12 protein-coding genes and 1 pseudogene are annotated in these 16,698 nt (G+C 42.2%); 4 read left to right on the top strand and 9 right to left on the bottom strand.

Annotated elements, in window-relative coordinates; all coding sequences use genetic code 11:
• The first annotated feature begins 281 nt into the window (after nucleotides 1-281).
• On the top strand, nucleotides 282-1,955 hold the full coding sequence (ribBA, locus tag V7K45_RS14705) for a bifunctional 3,4-dihydroxy-2-butanone-4-phosphate synthase/GTP cyclohydrolase II (RefSeq protein ID WP_335004552.1): 1,674 nt from the start codon (nucleotides 282-284) through the stop codon (nucleotides 1,953-1,955).
• Nucleotides 1,956-2,394: 439 nt separating this feature from the next.
• On the opposite strand, the gene V7K45_RS14700 is transcribed toward ribBA, so the two are convergent.
• Together V7K45_RS14700 and V7K45_RS14695 are read right to left on the bottom strand one after the other, a co-directional pair.
• Nucleotides 2,395-4,107, bottom strand: a complete 1,713-nt coding sequence (locus V7K45_RS14700; protein WP_335004550.1) for a diflavin flavoprotein — start codon at nucleotides 4,105-4,107, stop codon at nucleotides 2,395-2,397.
• 164 nt (nucleotides 4,108-4,271) lie between these two features.
• Nucleotides 4,272-5,996 carry a diflavin flavoprotein gene (locus V7K45_RS14695; protein WP_335004548.1) on the bottom strand — a complete coding sequence of 575 codons (1,725 nt, stop codon included), beginning with the start codon at nucleotides 5,994-5,996 and terminating at the stop codon, nucleotides 4,272-4,274.
• Nucleotides 5,997-6,105: 109 nt separating this feature from the next.
• Here V7K45_RS14695 and V7K45_RS14690 point away from each other — a divergent pair, with 109 nt between their 5' ends.
• A complete protein-coding gene (locus tag V7K45_RS14690) occupies nucleotides 6,106-6,966 on the top strand; it encodes a pantothenate kinase (protein WP_335004546.1) in 861 nt (286 codons plus the stop codon).
• Nucleotides 6,967-6,976: 10 nt separating this feature from the next.
• Nucleotides 6,977-7,225: pseudogene (locus tag V7K45_RS14685) on the top strand (type II toxin-antitoxin system VapC family toxin); the annotation flags it as partial.
• Here V7K45_RS14685 and V7K45_RS14680 read toward each other — a convergent pair.
• Entirely contained in the window at nucleotides 7,217-8,059 is an 843-nt protein-coding gene (locus V7K45_RS14680) for an alpha/beta fold hydrolase (protein ID WP_335004542.1), read from the bottom strand. The pseudogene V7K45_RS14685 and the gene V7K45_RS14680 sit on opposite strands and share 9 nt — an antisense overlap.
• Before the next feature lie 217 nt (nucleotides 8,060-8,276).
• Nucleotides 8,277-8,771: an NUDIX hydrolase gene (locus V7K45_RS14675; RefSeq protein WP_335004540.1), complete on the bottom strand. Its 495-nt coding sequence runs from the start codon at nucleotides 8,769-8,771 to the stop codon at nucleotides 8,277-8,279.
• A gap of 837 nt (nucleotides 8,772-9,608) precedes the next feature.
• Here V7K45_RS14675 and V7K45_RS14670 point away from each other — a divergent pair.
• On the top strand, nucleotides 9,609-9,773 hold the full coding sequence (locus tag V7K45_RS14670) for a hypothetical protein (RefSeq protein WP_167407613.1): 165 nt from the start codon (nucleotides 9,609-9,611) through the stop codon (nucleotides 9,771-9,773).
• 403 nt (nucleotides 9,774-10,176) lie between these two features.
• Here the strand turns inward: V7K45_RS14670 and argH are convergent, their stop codons facing one another.
• The 5 genes from argH to V7K45_RS14645 form a co-directional block, all read right to left on the bottom strand.
• Nucleotides 10,177-11,562, bottom strand: a complete 1,386-nt coding sequence (gene argH, locus V7K45_RS14665) for an argininosuccinate lyase (protein ID WP_335004538.1) — start codon at nucleotides 11,560-11,562, stop codon at nucleotides 10,177-10,179.
• Between the two features lie 81 nt (nucleotides 11,563-11,643).
• Nucleotides 11,644-11,850 (bottom strand): hypothetical protein, encoded by a 207-nt coding sequence (locus V7K45_RS14660; protein WP_335004536.1) that lies wholly within the window; start codon nucleotides 11,848-11,850, stop codon nucleotides 11,644-11,646.
• A gap of 106 nt (nucleotides 11,851-11,956) precedes the next feature.
• A complete protein-coding gene (larB, locus tag V7K45_RS14655; RefSeq protein ID WP_335004534.1) occupies nucleotides 11,957-12,745 on the bottom strand; it encodes a nickel pincer cofactor biosynthesis protein LarB in 789 nt (262 codons plus the stop codon).
• A gap of 80 nt (nucleotides 12,746-12,825) precedes the next feature.
• Nucleotides 12,826-14,616, bottom strand: coding sequence for an ABC transporter substrate-binding protein (locus tag V7K45_RS14650; RefSeq protein WP_335004532.1), 1,791 nt, complete (start codon nucleotides 14,614-14,616; stop codon nucleotides 12,826-12,828).
• Between the two features lie 259 nt (nucleotides 14,617-14,875).
• Entirely contained in the window at nucleotides 14,876-16,657 is a 1,782-nt protein-coding gene (locus V7K45_RS14645; RefSeq protein WP_335004530.1) for an ABC transporter substrate-binding protein, read from the bottom strand.
• Between the last annotated feature and the right edge of the window lie 41 nt (nucleotides 16,658-16,698).

Genomic DNA, 16,698 nt, shown 5'->3' with positions numbered 1-16,698 from the left:
CGTTCTCAGCTATCAACAATATCAGCGACCAGACGCGCAGCGCACAAAAGGTCTTAAACCCCTCTACTTTGTTCTGAGAAAATGGGGGAGCAAACAAATGATTATTATTCCTCATCCCCTTCATCCTTGACTGTCGCTGCACTTTACCGCCATTTTTAATGGCAAAAATTTTCGCCCCCTTATCAAATCATTGCTAGTCTACTTCTCTGCCTTATAAAGGAGCTACAATCTAAAAGAAGAAATTGTTAAAAAAATTTACGTTTATAGCTGGAAATCTTTCTGTGTCACAGCCTAATCCTACCCAAGCTTTTAAATTTGATTCGATTGATGCCGCTTTAGCAGACCTAAAAGCTGGTCGCGTCATTGTAGTGGTAGATGATGAAAATAGAGAAAATGAAGGCGACTTAATTTGTGCTGCCCAATTTGCCACACCCGACATGATTAATTTTATGGCGGTGGAAGCAAGAGGACTAATTTGTTTGGCAATGACAGGCGATCGCCTAGACGAGCTAGACTTACCCTTGATGGTAAGCAACATTACAGATACTAACCAAACTGCCTTCACTGTCAGTATTGATGCTGGGCCAGAATTAGGTGTCTCCACAGGCATTTCAGCAGAAGATCGCGCTCGGACTATCCAGGTCACTCTCAATCCAGCGACAAAACCCACCGATTTACGTCGTCCTGGTCATATTTTTCCGATTCGGGCTAAGGTTGGAGGCGTACTCAAACGCGCAGGACATACAGAAGCGGCTGTGGACTTAGCTAGGCTAGCAGGGCTATACCCGGCGGGGGTAATTTGTGAAATTCAAAACTCTGATGGTTCAATGGCGCGGTTGCAGCAGTTGGTTGAATACGCTAAACGTCACAATTTAAAAATTATTAGTATTGCGGATTTAATCAGCTATCGCTTACAGCACGATCGCCTAGTCTATCGTGAAGTTATTACTAAATTGCCTAGTCAATTCGGTCAGTTTGAAATTTACGCCTATCGTCATACTCTGGATAATACAGAACACGTTGCAATTGTCAAGGGCGATCCAGCTAATTTTAAAGATGAGCCAGTGATGGTGCGGATGCACTCAGAATGCCTAACTGGTGACGCCTTGGGTTCTTTGCGCTGCGACTGTCGGATGCAGCTGGTAGCTGCACTGAAAATGATTGAGTCTGCTGGTCAAGGTGTAGTTGTATACCTGCGTCAAGAAGGGCGGGGAATCGGGTTGATTAACAAGCTGAAAGCCTACTCGTTGCAGGATATGGGACTAGATACAGTAGAGGCAAATGAGCGTTTGGGATTTCCAGCTGACTTGCGAGACTACGGTATGGGGGCACAAATGCTCATGGATTTGGGCATTAAAAAGATTCGTTTAATTACTAACAATCCCCGTAAAATTGCTGGAGTTAAGGGTTATGGGTTGGAAGTAGTCGATCGCGTGCCATTGTTAATTGAGGCAAACGACTACAATTCCTATTATCTAGCGACAAAGGCGAAAAAGCTGGGTCACATGCTGTTACAAACTTATCTAGTAACAGTAGCAATCCACTGGCAAGATGACCCAGAAGCTGTGACGGAACGTTATGAACGCTTAGAAAAACTGCGACACTTAGCCAGAAGTAACGATCTATTGTTACAGGAAGAAGCGCGTCCCTTAGCGATCGCTATATTTGACGAGCCATCTTTAACAGTACACTTGGGTTTCGATCAGGCAAAAGTTGCTAGCTGTGATTGGTATCGCCAGGATGGTCATCCTTATATACAGGCGATCTTCCAAATTCTGGACAATCTCGCAACTGTGCCTTACATCCAGAAATTAGAATTTCTGATTTCCTCTGGTTGCGATCCTTTAAGTAATTTACAAGTCCAACTAGATCGGCAGACATTTGCGGATGGTACACTGCCTTCTTCAATTAGCGATCGCTTGGAGACGCAACAAATTTACAGCTTTAGCAAATAGCCACAACCCTAAAAGCCAACTTTTTAAGGGGTTGCAGGATTTATTGTGTGTAAGTCTTACATTCTCCCCGAACTTTTCAGCGTTTAACGTTGAGATCCATCTGTACTCAATCGGGGATCTCAAGAGAGGATTTTTTGTCTGCTTATGAGCAAATCTGAAAGGCTGCATCCCTTTTCACTCAAAAGACTCTAAAAGATACAGTCGCAAATAAATTCTTTAACTTAGCGATCGCATCTCTCCAGACAAGCTTACCAATAGACGATTCGTGAAAACAAAATGATATGCGATCGCTTTCCAAACTTTGAGTTTTCAGTGGAAAAATAGGCACACTAATAATAAGATTTGACACTTTAAGCTCAGAAATCTGAATGCTGAGATGTCGAAACTTCATTTCTAGAGACTGGGGAAGAATTTACTAATACCCATTCCCCATTCCCAATTAATAATGAGTTGCCGACTTGCGATGATGCACGGCTGTAACGCCATCAGTATCTAGCAATTTGCCGCTCTCAACAGTCGCATAAACCAGCCAGTGGTCGCCAGATTCCATTCGATTTTGTACAGAACATTCGAGATATGCTAGGGCATCGGTAAGTATGGGAGAACCGCTTTCAGCTTCTTCGGCGGCGACATCAGCAAATCGGTCTTGTCCTGGGCCAAAAGGTTTAAGGAAGTGCTTCATCAATCCCAAGTGATTCCCTTCTTTGAGGATGTTAAGGACAAATTTATTTCCTGTATGCGTCAGTGTTTCTACTGCGCGGTCTTTGGCAACAGCGATCGTTAAACCAGGTGGATTAAAGCTAGCTTGAGATACCCAAGAAGCTAACATGGCACTGGAGCGATCGCCTTCTTTGGCTGTGAGAACGCAAAGAGAACCGACAATCCGACCAACTGCTTGTTCTACAGTTGTCGCAGGTTGACTTGGCGATCGCACTTTTCTCGCTTTCTTCAGCGCTTGGGCAAAGTCGGTTCCAGCTTCTTCACATAATTGTAAGGTGGCATCGTCGGGTTTGAATTTTACGCGGATGGTATCAAAACCAAACCGATAGCCAGCATCTTTTAATTTACTCTCAATTAAATCAACCGCTTCCCCACTCCAGCCAAAGGAACCAAAAGCACCAGCGAGTTTATTGTTAGTAGCGGTGGATAAGACAATTCCTAAAGCTGTTTGTACAGGTGTCGGTGCATGACCGCCGAGAGTAGGAGAACCGATGATGAAACCACCGGCTTTTTCCACAGCCGCCCGGATTTCTTCTGGTTCAGTAAATTCGCAGTTAATCGATTCTACGGCAACGCCAGCTTTTGTAATACCACGAGCGATCGCTTGAGCTAATGTTGCCGTATTCCCATAAGCTGATGCATAAATTAGCGCTACTGTCAAGTCAGCAGAAGTTTGCTGTTGACTCCATTCCCGATAAGCTTTGGTTAGGTCGATTAAGCCATAGCGCACCAAAGGCCCGTGTCCATTGGCATACATTCGCACGGGAAAATCAGCAATTTTATCCAGCGCTGTCTCAACTTGACGGGCGTGGGGAGCCATGAGGCAATCAAAATAATAGCGCCGATCCTCGTTATATACTTCCCAGCCTTCATCAAATACCTGATCTCCACAAACGTGCGCCCCGAATAACTTATCTGTGTACAGAATTTCTGTTTGCGGGTCGTAGGTACAAAGTTGATCTGCATAACGGGGATTGGGGGTGGGAATAAATTGTAAATTATGCCCGTTACCCAAATCTAGAGTTTCTTCGCCACGCATGACAAGAATTTGCAAATCTGGATTTTCCAGCGCCGCACGTAAATTTCTCGCCCCTGGATTAGAACACACAAAGGTGATTTGCGGGGCAATTTCTAACAAAGCTTTTAAAGTTGTAGCCCGGTTAGGATTTACATGTCCCAAAATTACATAATCTAAATCTTCGAGATGGAAACGTTGTTGCAAAGCTTCTAAATAAATTTGCGTAAAGGTTTCCCCTGGAGGATCGATAATAGCGCTTTTCTCACTTTCAATTAAATAAGAATTAGCAGTTGTACCCTTAGCAAGAGCATATTCAATTTCAAATCTCAGCCTTGACCAACTACGCGATCGCAGTATTCTCGTATCTGTAGCAATGGGGAAAACTTGAACGTCACGGGGTTTATTTTTTGACATGGCTGAAACAATTTTAGATTTTAGATTTTAGATTTTGGATTATTAATTCAACATCTAAATTCGGGATATATATTAAGTAGGAAGGGCTATATTGCACAAATGCTTTATTGAGTATTTTTGGATTTTGGATTATTAATCTTAAATCCAAAATCCAAAATCCAAAATTAATAGTGGTTGCCAACTTTACGGTGATGCACAGCAGTCAAAGCATCTGGCTTAGAAACCCGTCCGGCGTAGACTGTGCTGTATACTGCCCAATGGTCGCCGCAATCCATTCTGCTGATGACTTCACACTCCATGTAGGCGAGGGCATCGTTGAGGATGGGCGCACCATTTTCGGCTGGCTGAGTTCTCACACCTTCAAAACGATCGGCCCCAGGGGCGAACCGTTTCAAAAAGTGTTTCATTAATGGTTGGAAATTGCCTTCTTCTAAAACGTTGAGAACAAAGCGATCGCCTACTTGCATAAGTGATTCAATTGCCCGATCTTTGGCGACTGCAATGGAAAATCCCAAGGGTTTGAAGCTAGCTTGAGCAACCCAGGAGGCTAACATCGCACTGGATACATCGCCTTTTTTGGCAGTTATAATATATAACCCGCCGCTAATTCTACCTAGTGCTTTATCTAAGTCAGCACCAAGAGATTTCATGGCTTTGATGTTGCGATCGCGTGTTACCCATTGAGCTAAGTCTGTACCCGCTTCTTCACACAACTTGTAGGTATTTTCCGTAGGCGTTTGTTTAATCCGAATCGCTGGAAAAACTGTTGTCAAACCCAAATTGCGGAATTTACTCACCAAAGGATCTATTGGCTCATCATCGCCACCACCGGTTTCAAATACGCCGATAGCTTGCTTTTCTTTGGCAGATCCTAAAACTGTGCTGAGTGCAGCTTGGATATTCGCAGCGCCAGAAGCCGGAGGTAATCCAACGACTAGTCCAGCACAGCGGCTAACTAGTTCCCGCAGTTCTTGTAAATCGACTTCCGATCCCAAATCGACAATTTCCACTGCGACACCGGTTTTACCGATACCGTTGGCAATTGCTTGCGCGAGGCGATCGCTATATCCGTATTCAGAAACGTAAAATATCCCAATTGTTGTTTCTGCCTTGGTTTGGCTTTGGCTCCAAGTGCGGTAACGTCCAACTAGTTCTTCAACATGGTGAGATAATAATGGCCCGTGCCCTGTAGCGATCGTGTCGATGGTTTTCAGCTCCGCCATCCGCTTCAGGGCAGACAAAACCGAGCGGGCATTCGGCCCCATTAAGCAATCGTAGTAGTAATGAAAATCTTCTTCGATCGCTGCCAAGTCTTCATCAAAAGTGCTATCTGAGCAGTAGTGCAACCCAAAAGCATCGCAGGTGTAGAGAGTTTTGGTTTTGTGGTCGAAACTGAAGATGGTATCCGGCCAATGTAAATTGGGAGCAATCACGAATTCAAATTCATGCCCATTGCCCAAATCTAAGCGATCGCCATTTTTCACAATCCGCCGCTTAAATGGCTGATGTACCAAATCTTCAAGAAACTGAATCGCCACTTTAGAACCAACAACGGTTATTTCTGGAGCCATTTGCAGCAAATCTTTAACTAAACCGCTGTGGTCTGGTTCCGTGTGGCTGATAATTAAATAATCAATCTCTGTTGGGTTGATTAGTCCAGTGAGCGTATCAAAGTATAGTTGACGAAACTTTTCATGGGAGGTATCAACTAAGGCAGTCTGCTCCCCACGAATGAGAAACGAGTTATAAGTAGTACCGTTTTGCAGACCAAACTCAATATCGAAGCGATCGCGATCCCAATCCAAAGAACGAATTGCCGTCGTCTCTTGAGCAATCTCTACAGTCTGTATGGTGAGCCGTTTTTCAGTTTTTTCGGTGAGCGCTACCATAACTCCCTCCTTGACACAATGAGTATTTCTTCCTCTTCTTTTATTGTTACACGGCTTTAATGTTAATTTTTATGAAAAAATCTATAGTTGACTTAAAAAAGTTAAAAGTGTGAAACCACAGAGCCACAGAGAGGAAATTTGGCTAGCCTTGGAAATTGGTAATTCGCGGCTGCATTGGGCATTGTTTATTGGCGAGACACTTTACTCAGCTTGGGATACCGACTATTTTTCTGAGTCTGTCATACAACATCTAGCTGACTGTCAAACCCTAGATGATTTATTACTGGCAATTTCTCCAAGCCATCAACAAAGTAATTTTCTCACAAATACTCCACGCCTTTGCGCTTTTGTCTCTCTGCCTCCGTGCCCTCTTCTCCTTGCCTCGGTAGTTCCCAGCCAAACTGCTATTTGGCAAACTTACCCAAACGTTCGCATTATTACCTTAGAGCAAATACCACTAAAAGGCGTGTATCCCACACTAGGAATTGACCGCGCTTTAGCTTTGTGGGGTGCGGCGAAAACTTGGGGTTTTCCAATGTTGGTAATTGATGCTGGGACAGCGCTAACTTTCACGGCTGTGGATACTAATCAGTGTCTAGTTGGAGGTGCAATTTTGCCGGGATTAGGTTTGCAATTTGCAACTCTCGGTCAACAAACAGGACAATTACCATTAGTAGAAATCCAAAGCTTTCCGTCTCTACCACCACGTTTTGCGCTGAATACTACAGAAGCAATTCAAAGCGGAGTTATTTACACAGTATTAGCTGGAATCGAAGATTTTATGGAGGCGTGGTGGGATTTATTTCCTGATGCTAAGATTGCGATTAAAGGGGGCGATCGCACTTTATTACTAAATTATCTGCAAGCCTTACATCCTGAAATTGCAGATATTTTAATTATGGAAGCAAATTTGATTTTCTGGGGAATGCGCGAAATAGTAATGGATGATAGCACAGATGGAATAAAATGAAGAGAGAAGTTTACCCATGACTCCCGAAACGATGCGAAAAACAGCCGAATTATGGGCATGGGTAAGAAACCAGGGAAAACCTACAGCAAGCAATGAAAGTTTGGATGGTGATGTAATTCTTGCTGCTCAGGCAATTCTCCAATTGAAGAGTTTTGCTCAAGTCATAATTGTAACAACAAACTTGAAACATATATCACGGTTTCAGAGCGAAGGAATATGTGTAGTAGATTGGCAACAAACCCTGAATGAGCTAGTTTAATTCGTTGAAATTATGACTTTTTAAAATACCTTGAATAAAGTCCCGAATTTCGCTCGCCACAACCTCAGCACAAGATTCTGGCAAGTCATTTCCCGCATGGGCAATCATTTTCAACTCGACTTTCGGTATCAGTTGAGCATAAACACGGCTTCTGGCTAAAGCATCTGGTGTATCTTGCCCACCCTGTAAAATAAAAACTGGGACATCTATCATATAAAGCTGCTTTTGCAGTAATTCCGCCTCAATTTCTACTTGTCGCCGTTTGAAAAGTAACTGGCAACCTATAGGATACGGCAATAGCGATTGACGCAACTGCAAGTCTTGTGCAATTTTTTCATGCCAACCCAGGATTTTAGTCAAAGGACTGAGCGATCGCAACAATTTAACTACTAGTGGTGGATAATTCAATAATCGCCGCATCTTCTGGCAATACTCTTCTTGTCCTGCTATTTCTACACCCTCTGGTGCTAGCAGTACCACACCATCAACTTTCTCTGGATACTTTAAAGCATAGCTAGCAGCAATCCAACCCCCAAGAGAATGTCCTACTAAATATACTTTTTCTAGCTTCACAGCTTGCAAAAATTCAGCTAGACACTCAACTTGTAAATCTATCGAATGGTGGATATTAGGATTTTCTGATTCACCAAACCCTAATAAATCAGGTGCAAAACAATGGAAATCTTGTGCCAGGGATTCCATCACAGATAACCATTGACTGCTCTCATTCCAAGCACCATGTAAAAAAATTATAGGAGTTTTTTCACCGACTTCACGCCAGAAAAGTAGCCCTTGAGAGAGCTTTCTCCGGGAGTTACGGAATAGTGTATCCATTTTATTTAGTAGTTAACTTTTAGCATCATAATAAATAGTCATTAGTTATTAGTCATTAGTCATTAGTCATTAGTTAAATTACAAACACAAAGGTGTGGTGCGATTCGTTTAGCATCTCCTTGGGGAAGCCTCTCGTAGAGAAGAAAGGATTCCTTAAATATAACTTTGGTGGCAAATAACCAATGACAAATGACGAATGACAAATGACAAAATATTATTAAGCCAGTGTTGTCAAGCCATTCAAGTAGTCTTGCAACTGCCGAGTATGGTCGTGAGACATCTTTCCTGAAGGTAGTAAACTGGGAGAGAAAGCTTGGATTTCCATGACTTCTAAAGTGTCTTGAATCTCCATTGTCCCATGCACCTCGGCTTCAACCACAATACAAATTGAATGGATTCTGGGATCGCGGTCTGGTGCAGAGTAAACTCCTACTAAACGGTTAATTTTCACCAATTCTAGCCCGGTTTCCTCCATTAATTCCCGGCGCACTGTATTGGGAATATCTTCTCCCCAATCTACAATCCCTCCAGGCAATGACCAAAGACCATTGTCGCGCCGTCGGATCAGTACAATCCGACCATCGGGTAAAATTGGGATGATACTAGTGCCAGTAATGGGATGACGAAATATTATACCCAATACTGTTTGTCCAAGACGCCATAAGCTACGTGTGGACTCTACAGCTGCCGGAAAAAAAGCAATAACGTTCAATCTTCAAAGTTTTGTGTTGTATTCTATAGTTCCCTACCACTTACATCTGCTCAACTAATAAAAATTTTGTTGAGTTTTGTTTTATACAAAAATGTTTGTGGATTGAGATTTTATTCTCACGATTTACGTAGAATATTATCAATTCTAACATCAAGTTTCATGAGAAGCACTGTATTTATATATACATGATATTTTTTGAAGCAGGTAAATTTTCAGTTCATAGCTAGCGTTAGTGTTGCTGAAACTAACTGTTAATAATAGATTTTTAGAATATATTAAAAAAATAATACGAATAATAAGTCAAAATTCCAAATTCTCAATTCTGAATTTATAATAGGCACTTAAGTAAGGTTTAAAACCTACAATTAATTAAAGACCACTAAATCAAAAATTAGACTCTATGCTTAAACTTAGCTATGCCTCCTGAGTTTTGATGACCCACTCTTGAATTATTTTTTAATAATATTAGTTATTTTCAAGAACAACCACTAAAGAGCTATAAGACTCCTATTTGATTTTTGAACAAGACTCAGTACGGATCTATGCCTTTTTTCCTGTTACCTGTCCACGCAAGTAAATTCAGGAATCAAACCGGATTCCTATAATTTACAATCAGTTGACAGATTGGAATCTCAGAAAAGATATTTTTCGTCTTACTGGCGGGGATAATTCAGAATTTTTATTGACAAAGTTAGGTCTAATGCGATAGACTAGTACACTGTTTAAAGCGTATTCATTGCTGCACTAGGCTAAAATTATATCAATAACATTGGTAGCTAATATTGCCTACGTGATGCCTAGTTGCTACTTTTTTGTTGTTTATTAATAGAGGTGAACATGGCCAAGCGCCGTAACCCGAAAAAAGAAAAGGCGCTACGTAACCAGGCGTATGCCAGAAAGTTTCGTAAACGAACTACGACAGGAAGAATGCAGAGAAGGTTCCAACAAAGACCACCAAAGAGTGAGGAAGAAGAAGGCGCAGCAGCAGCTGACACTGAATAAGTTGCCTGCCTAAATCCTTATTGTTTGGGTTATTTACCTTTTAGGGCGCACATCTATTTGTACGCCCTTATTTATTTTTGGTTTATTTTTGGGCATGGGGCAAATGGGCATTGGGTATAGAGCATTGGTGTCAACTTAAGCTGGAAATAGCTTATCTGTTGGCTTCCATGCCCGCCCGTCAATAAATTTTCGGGCTAATAGCTTAAGTCTACTGAAGTAGACTGGAGATTTTTGGCGATATTTAGTCATCTTCAGATGACTTTAGCTATGAGACGGGAATTTCAATTCCCGGCGGACAAGCGGTTTCACGTTAAGTTGACACCAATGGGTATAGAGAAAAGACAAGGGAGAGATTTATTCAATAATTCCCCTTGTCTCCCTTATCCCCCACTCCCCAATCCCTCTATTGAGCAATTTGAGCACGGGCGGCTGTGAGTGCTTTGTTTACCTGTGCAAAGCCAGTGCCACCGTAACTGTTACGCGCAGCAACAACTTGACGAGGGGAAATCGCCTCATAAATATCTGCTGCAAATGCTGGGTGTAGTTGTTGCCACTCTTCCAATTTCAAATCTTTTAAGAGTTTACCTGCGGCAATACTAGTTTTTACCACCTTACCTACAAGGTTGTAAGCTTCCCGAAAAGGAACGCCCCGTGCTGCCAGATAATCTGCTACATCGGTAGCATTAGAAAAATCTTCTGCCACAGCTGATGCTAACCGCTGGGTACGAAATTCTAAGCCTTCCCTGAGCAAAATCGTCATCGCTTCTAGAGAGGCTTTGACTGTGTTGACGCTATCAAATAGACCTTCTTTATCTTCTTGTAAGTCTTTGTTGTATGCCAGGGGTAGCCCTTTCATGATGACTAACATCGCCTGGAGATGACCGAATACACGTCCTGTTTTCCCCCGCACCAATTCTGGGACATCGGGGTTTTTCTTTTGGGGCATGATACTGGAACCTGTAGCACAGCTATCTTTGAGGGTGACGAAGCGAAATTCTTCAGATGACCAAAGAATAACTTCTTCTGCAAGGCGGCTGAGGTGAACCATAATCAAGCTAGCAGCGCACAAGAATTCGATCGCAAAATCGCGATCGCTCACTCCATCGAGGCTGTTAGCATAAATATCGTCAAAATTCAAGAGTTTGGCTGTGTAGTGGCGATCGATAGGGAAAGTAGTTCCTGCTAAAGCCCCACATCCCAAAGGTGAAATATTCACACGGCGAGAAACATCTCCTAAACGTTCCCAGTCACGTTGCGCCATTTGAAAGTATGCCAAGAGGTGATGAGCTAAACTCAGGGGTTGGGCGCGTTGGAGGTGAGTATAGCCAGGAATCAGGGTTTCAACGTGCTTTTCAGCTATATCTAGTAAAACACCTTGAAATTCTCGCAATTCGCTTTTAATTTGTTGGATTTGGTCGCGGAGGTAGAGTCTGGTGTCGGTGCCAACTTGGTCATTACGCGATCGCGCTGTATGCACCTTTTTACCCACATCGCCAACAATTTCTGTCAGTCGGCGTTCAACTGCAAAATGCACATCTTCAGCATCGACACCAGGCTGAAATTTCCCCTGGCGGTACTCTTGGCGAATTTGTTCTAAACCGGCAACCAGGTGCTCTCCTTCTTCTGGGGAGATGATGCCTGTGTGAGCAAGCATTTTGGCATGAGCTTGAGAACCAGTGAGGTCATATTCGATTAATTCAATATCAAAACTTATACTGGCATTAAAACGAGCGATCGCTGGATGTAACGCTGATTCAAACCGCTGGCTCCAAGTTTCTTTTTTGGTCATAAATTATCAGGGGAGGGCATCAATTTTGGATTTTAGATTTTGGATTAATCTAAAATCTAAAATCCAAAATCTAAAATTTCTTTAACCGTAGCTAGTTAGATTCCGAATCATATAGCCAATAACTAAACCAATCAACAATGCCCACACTTGACCTGTTTGTATAAAGTGGCTCCAAGCTTTTTGCATCTGACCCATAACGTTTGGATCGGTGATTGTTTGTGCTAGTGCTGTCAAATTTACAGGCAAATGCCAAAGTAACTGAGATGTCAAATCGCTGTAATGGCTCATATTTGGTAGTTAAGAAGTTAGGGCTGAAAAATTCCAGTATCAGTTTATTTTTTACATTAAGTACTGATATTTACTGAAATATTAGATATAACTTCAATGTCTTAACTCAAGATGCAGCCGATGCCAACCGCAATTTCTCGGCAGTCCGCAAAATCTGTCCCGCCAAAACTGCTGCACCAAAACCATTATCGATATTTACTACGCCTACTCCCGCAGCACAAGAGTTAAGCATTGTCAATAAAGGTGCTAAACCACCAAAACTTGCGCCATAACCAATGCTGGTGGGTACGGCAATCACGGGACAACTCGCTAAACCAGCGACAACGCTGGGTAAAGCGCCTTCCATCCCCGCCACGACAATCAACACTGATGCTGACTCAATCAGGTGACGGTTACTTAATAAGCGGTGAATCCCAGCAACGCCAACATCCCAGAGGCGTTGGACGCAAAAACCAGAAAGTTCAGCAGTGACAGCTGCTTCTTCAGCAACGGGTAAATCAGCGGTACCAGCAGACAGAATGCCAATTTCACCCGCAAATTGTGGTTCGATGGTAGGGGGAGCGATCGCACAAATTCGCGCCGATTCGTAATATCGCAAACCACTAACTTTTGATTGCAGCGCGGCATAAACTGCTGGTTCAATGCGGGTTGCCATGACTACAGGATTACGGAGGCGCATCACTTCCATAATTTGAGCAATTTGATCGGGAGTCTTACCAGGGCCCCAAATCACCTCTGGGAAACCAGTTCTGATCTGGCGATGGTGGTCAATTTTGGCAAATTCACCTACAGATTCATAAGTTAAGTCTTTGAGTGAGTCTAATGCCTTATCTGGCGTAACTTTACCATTGGCAACCGCAACGAGTAGCGATCGCAAAGTTTTTTCATTGGTCATTGGTTATTTGTCCTTTGTTCTTTATCAATTGTCACTTGTCATTCTTACTCTGCGAATAACCAATGCCCCATGCCCAATACCTAATCAGTTACTTTTAGTTCATAGAGATTCCAAAATGGGCCACCAAGAGCAGTATATTTAATTCCTTGGAAGCGATCGCGCACTGCTTGCAGATTCAACCTCTCCACTAAATGAATAAACGGCAACTGTTCTGAGGCAATGCGCTGATATTCATCATAAATTTCCTTGCGCTTGTTTTCATCCAATACCTGTGCGCCTTTAATGTAAAGCCTGTCAATTTCCTTTTCCCAGTCGGAAACTTCCCAGCCAATTATGGGTGGATCTCCCGGTTGTGGCCCCAAATTAAATGCGTGGGATGCACCAGTAATTCTCCATATCTTGCTAGCATCGTGGGGTTCAATACCGCCTTCAGTAAATCCTCCAAGGTAACAATCCCAATTATGCGTAACTTTGAGTTTTTCTAGATAGGAATTGAAGCTGAGAATTTGCAAATCTACTTGAACTCCAATGTTAGCGAGATCCCGCCTGATTTGGGATGCCATATCTCCTCTAACTTTTCTTTCCGAATTCGTTAAGAGTGTAAATCTGACTCTATTACCATCAGTATCTAAAAGCTGATTTTGGTCATTATATTTGAAACCAGCTTGTAACAATAATTTTTTCGATTTATCTGGTTCGTAATTATATACCTTTAGCCCTTTTTCTGGAGTCAGGAAATAGGGACTTTTGACATAAACAAATGAATTTTGCAGTTCACCCAGTCCCCGATAAACATTTGTTTTCATCGTTTCGCGGTCGAGGGCGTAGGCTATAGCCTGCCTGAATTCCTTTTTATTAAACCATATAGATTTAATTGGGTCTACAAAAGGTTTACCCTGAGAATTCTTTGCTTTAATTAGATTGAAAGCAATAAAACTCGTACTTGTACTTGGCCCACCGTTATAAATTTTAAACTTCGCCCGTTTTTCTTCTCGCTTCAGCAAACTGAAACCTTCAGGAGGAACTTCTAAATTATCCAACTGCCCAGAGCGAAAACTAATCAACTGGTTTTCAGTAGATTCAATAATTTGCCAAATAATACGCTCAATGTAAGGCTGAGAATTACCCTGAGCATCTTTGCGCCAGTAATATGGATTACGCCGAAATATAATTCGCTGACTGGAAACGTAACTTTCCATGATATATGGGCCGTTACCAACAATTTGTTTCGGATCAGTGCCTGTTCCCCACATTGAGAGAAACTTAGGATTTCCATCAGATCCAACTGTGCGAATTGCTTTCTGTAGAGCATGGGCTGGCATAATTGGGATACGACCTACATATCTTAAAAAAGGAGCAAAAGGTTCTAATATACTGAATTCAACTCGGCGCTCATCGATTTTTTTGACCTTTGGCAAAGTGCCCTTATCACCAATTCTTAGGGCATCCTTGGTAGAGGTGGGAATTTTGGGGTTGAGATAGATTTCGTTATAAGTAAAGACAACATCATCAGCAGTTATTGGCTGACCATCTGACCACTTAATTCCTTCTCGCAGAGCGATCGCAATCCGTTGACCATCTTCAGAAACTTCCCAGGCTTCTGCTAAAGCAGGCTCTAGTTTTGTAGTTAGGGGATTCTCATTAATCAATGAGTCATAGATGAAGCTAAAAACGCTATATGCTGATTCATTTAAAGCATAGTTAAAAGTTGAAGGCTCACTCAAAACAGCGGTGACGAGTTGCGGTATTTGAGCAGCTGCGCTTTTAAAGTTCGCTGGGTTGCAGGCGGTAAGTGTAAGTGCTATTGCTGAAGTCAGAATTATTGGCAACCAAAAATGCCTAATTGCAAAAAAGATGGAGGGTGATTTCATAGAATGAAATTTACTGGAATTCTGTCTAATTATGGTCAATAAATTCACCCGCAGGTTTATAGGACAAAGATTCAAGTGCGTCTAATTCTATATCTAGAGTAACTTTACCATTGGCAACCGCTTCTAAGAGCGATGCCTACGGCGGTAAACTACGCAAAGTTTTGTCATTTGTCATTGGTCATTTGTCCTTTGTTACTTATCAGTTGTCAGTTGTCAGTTGTTAGATGGCACTAATTACTAACTAATTACTAACTAATGACTAATCCGTTACTTTAATTTGTTCGATATTCCAGAATGCGCCACCAAGAGCAGAGAATTTAATTCCTTCAAAACGATTACGCACCGCTGACATTGAATAAGGATTAACCAAGTAAATAAAAGGTAAATTTTCCTGAGTAATCCGCTGTGTTTCGGCATAAATCGCTTTAACTTTAGCTTCGTCCAATTCTCGTGCAGCTTGAATGTAAAGATTCCCTATTTCTGCTTCCCAAGGAGCAACCTCCCAACCCTGAATCGGCTTTTGTCCTGCTTGGGGTTTCTGATTAAACATGTGTAATCCGCCTTCAGGTGCCCAGACATTAGCACCGTCATTCGGTTCTAATCCACCAGTCAAACCCATCAAAGAAGCTTCCCAATCTAAGGAGTTAGAAGTTTTATCAGTAAAAGTATTCCATGCCAACGGAGTGAAATCAACTTGAATGCCGATTTTGCTCAAGTCTTGTTTAATCTGCGATCCCATTGCTTCACGGATTTTATTTCCAGCATTGGTAAGCAAAGAGAAACGGACGCGATTTCCGCGATCGTCTACTAACTGATTGTTGTTGTACTTAAATCCTGCTTTTAGCAGCAGTTCCTTTGCTTTTTGCTGATTGTAATCGTAAACTTTTAACCCTTCTTTAGGGGAAAGGTAATAGGGGCTTTGCACAGAAATCGGTGAATCTTGTGGCACACCCAAGCCGCGAAAAGTGTTATTAATCATTGTTTGGCGGTCAATTGCATAAGCTATAGCTTGCCGAAATTGCACATTATTGAACCACCGAGACTTAACTGGATCGACCAGTGGTTTTCCGTCCCTTTTACCTTTGTTGAGATTAAACCAAACAAACGATGTAGCGGATGTTGGCCCACCATTATAAATTGTGAAATTACCCTGCTTTTCTTGCACCTTTAGCAAAGAAAAGTAATCTGGTGACACTCCTACAGTATCTAAACCGCCAGAACGAAATTGCAGCAACGAGGTATCTGTTGATTCCACAATTTGCCAAATTACTCGTTCAATATAAGGCTGGGAATTGCCTTGAGCATCCTTGCGCCAGTAGTAGGGATTACGCCGGAAGACGACACGCTGACTTGTATCGTAGCGCTCTATTTTGTAAGGGCCGTTGACAATAATTTGGTCGGGAGGAGTATCAACGCCCCATTGTGTCAGAAAAATCGGCTTCCCATCTTGGTCTTTCGTTTTTACCGATTTTTGCAATATGTGGGCGGGCAAAATTGGTGAACCTGTACTCAGTAGAAAAGGTCTAAAGGGTTCTGGTACGCTAAACTCAACCCGGCGTTCATCCAATTTTCGCACAGTGGGCAGTTTCCGACTTTCACCAACTCTCAAGCCGTCTCTCACATCTGTAGGAATTGCTTCGTTTAAGTAAATATCATTGTAGGTAAATACCACATCATCTACTGTTAGTGGCTGACCATCAGACCATTTCAACCCTTGGCGTAGGGTAAAAACAATCTTTAATTTATCATCGGAAATTTGCCAAGATTCTGCTAATGCTGGCTCGACTTTAGCAGTGATTGGGTTTTGGGTAATTAACCCCTCGTAAATTAGAGGAAAAACATTGGGAAACTCTTGACTCAGAGGGTAGTTGAAAGTTTTGGGATCGCTAAGAATGCTACTTACCAATTGCGGAACTTGAGCAGATGCACTTTTGAAGTTAGCTGGGTTGCAGGCGGTAAGTGTAAGTGCTGTTATTGAAGTCAAAATTATTGGCAACCAAAAATGTTTAATTGCCAGAAATATTTTTCTAAAAAATTTCATAGTTTCAAATTTATTTGCATCCTCATCAGTCTTGAATATCT

The sequence above is a fragment of the Nostoc sp. genome (assembly GCF_036917375.1).
Classification (GTDB): domain Bacteria; phylum Cyanobacteriota; class Cyanobacteriia; order Cyanobacteriales; family Nostocaceae; genus Nostoc.
Note: the sequence above shows the minus strand (reverse complement) of the source record. Positions and strands in the feature narration are given on the sequence as shown.

Excerpts from the sequence above, each read along its gene's own strand:
- V7K45_RS14700 (WP_335004550.1), bottom strand. The coding sequence starts at position 4,107 with ATGTCAAAAAATAAACCCCGTGACGTTCAAGTTTTCCCCATTGCTACA.
- V7K45_RS14680 (WP_335004542.1), bottom strand. The coding sequence starts at position 8,059 with ATGGATACACTATTCCGTAACTCCCGGAGAAAGCTCTCTCAAGGGCTA.
- argH (WP_335004538.1), bottom strand. The coding sequence starts at position 11,562 with ATGACCAAAAAAGAAACTTGGAGCCAGCGGTTTGAATCAGCGTTACAT.
- V7K45_RS14660 (WP_335004536.1), bottom strand. The coding sequence starts at position 11,850 with ATGAGCCATTACAGCGATTTGACATCTCAGTTACTTTGGCATTTGCCT.
- V7K45_RS14695 (WP_335004548.1), bottom strand. The coding sequence starts at position 5,996 with ATGGTAGCGCTCACCGAAAAAACTGAAAAACGGCTCACCATACAGACT.
- larB (WP_335004534.1), bottom strand. The coding sequence starts at position 12,745 with ATGACCAATGAAAAAACTTTGCGATCGCTACTCGTTGCGGTTGCCAAT.
- V7K45_RS14645 (WP_335004530.1), bottom strand. The coding sequence starts at position 16,657 with ATGAAATTTTTTAGAAAAATATTTCTGGCAATTAAACATTTTTGGTTG.
- V7K45_RS14650 (WP_335004532.1), bottom strand. The coding sequence starts at position 14,616 with ATGAAATCACCCTCCATCTTTTTTGCAATTAGGCATTTTTGGTTGCCA.
- V7K45_RS14670 (WP_167407613.1), top strand. The coding sequence starts at position 9,609 with ATGGCCAAGCGCCGTAACCCGAAAAAAGAAAAGGCGCTACGTAACCAG.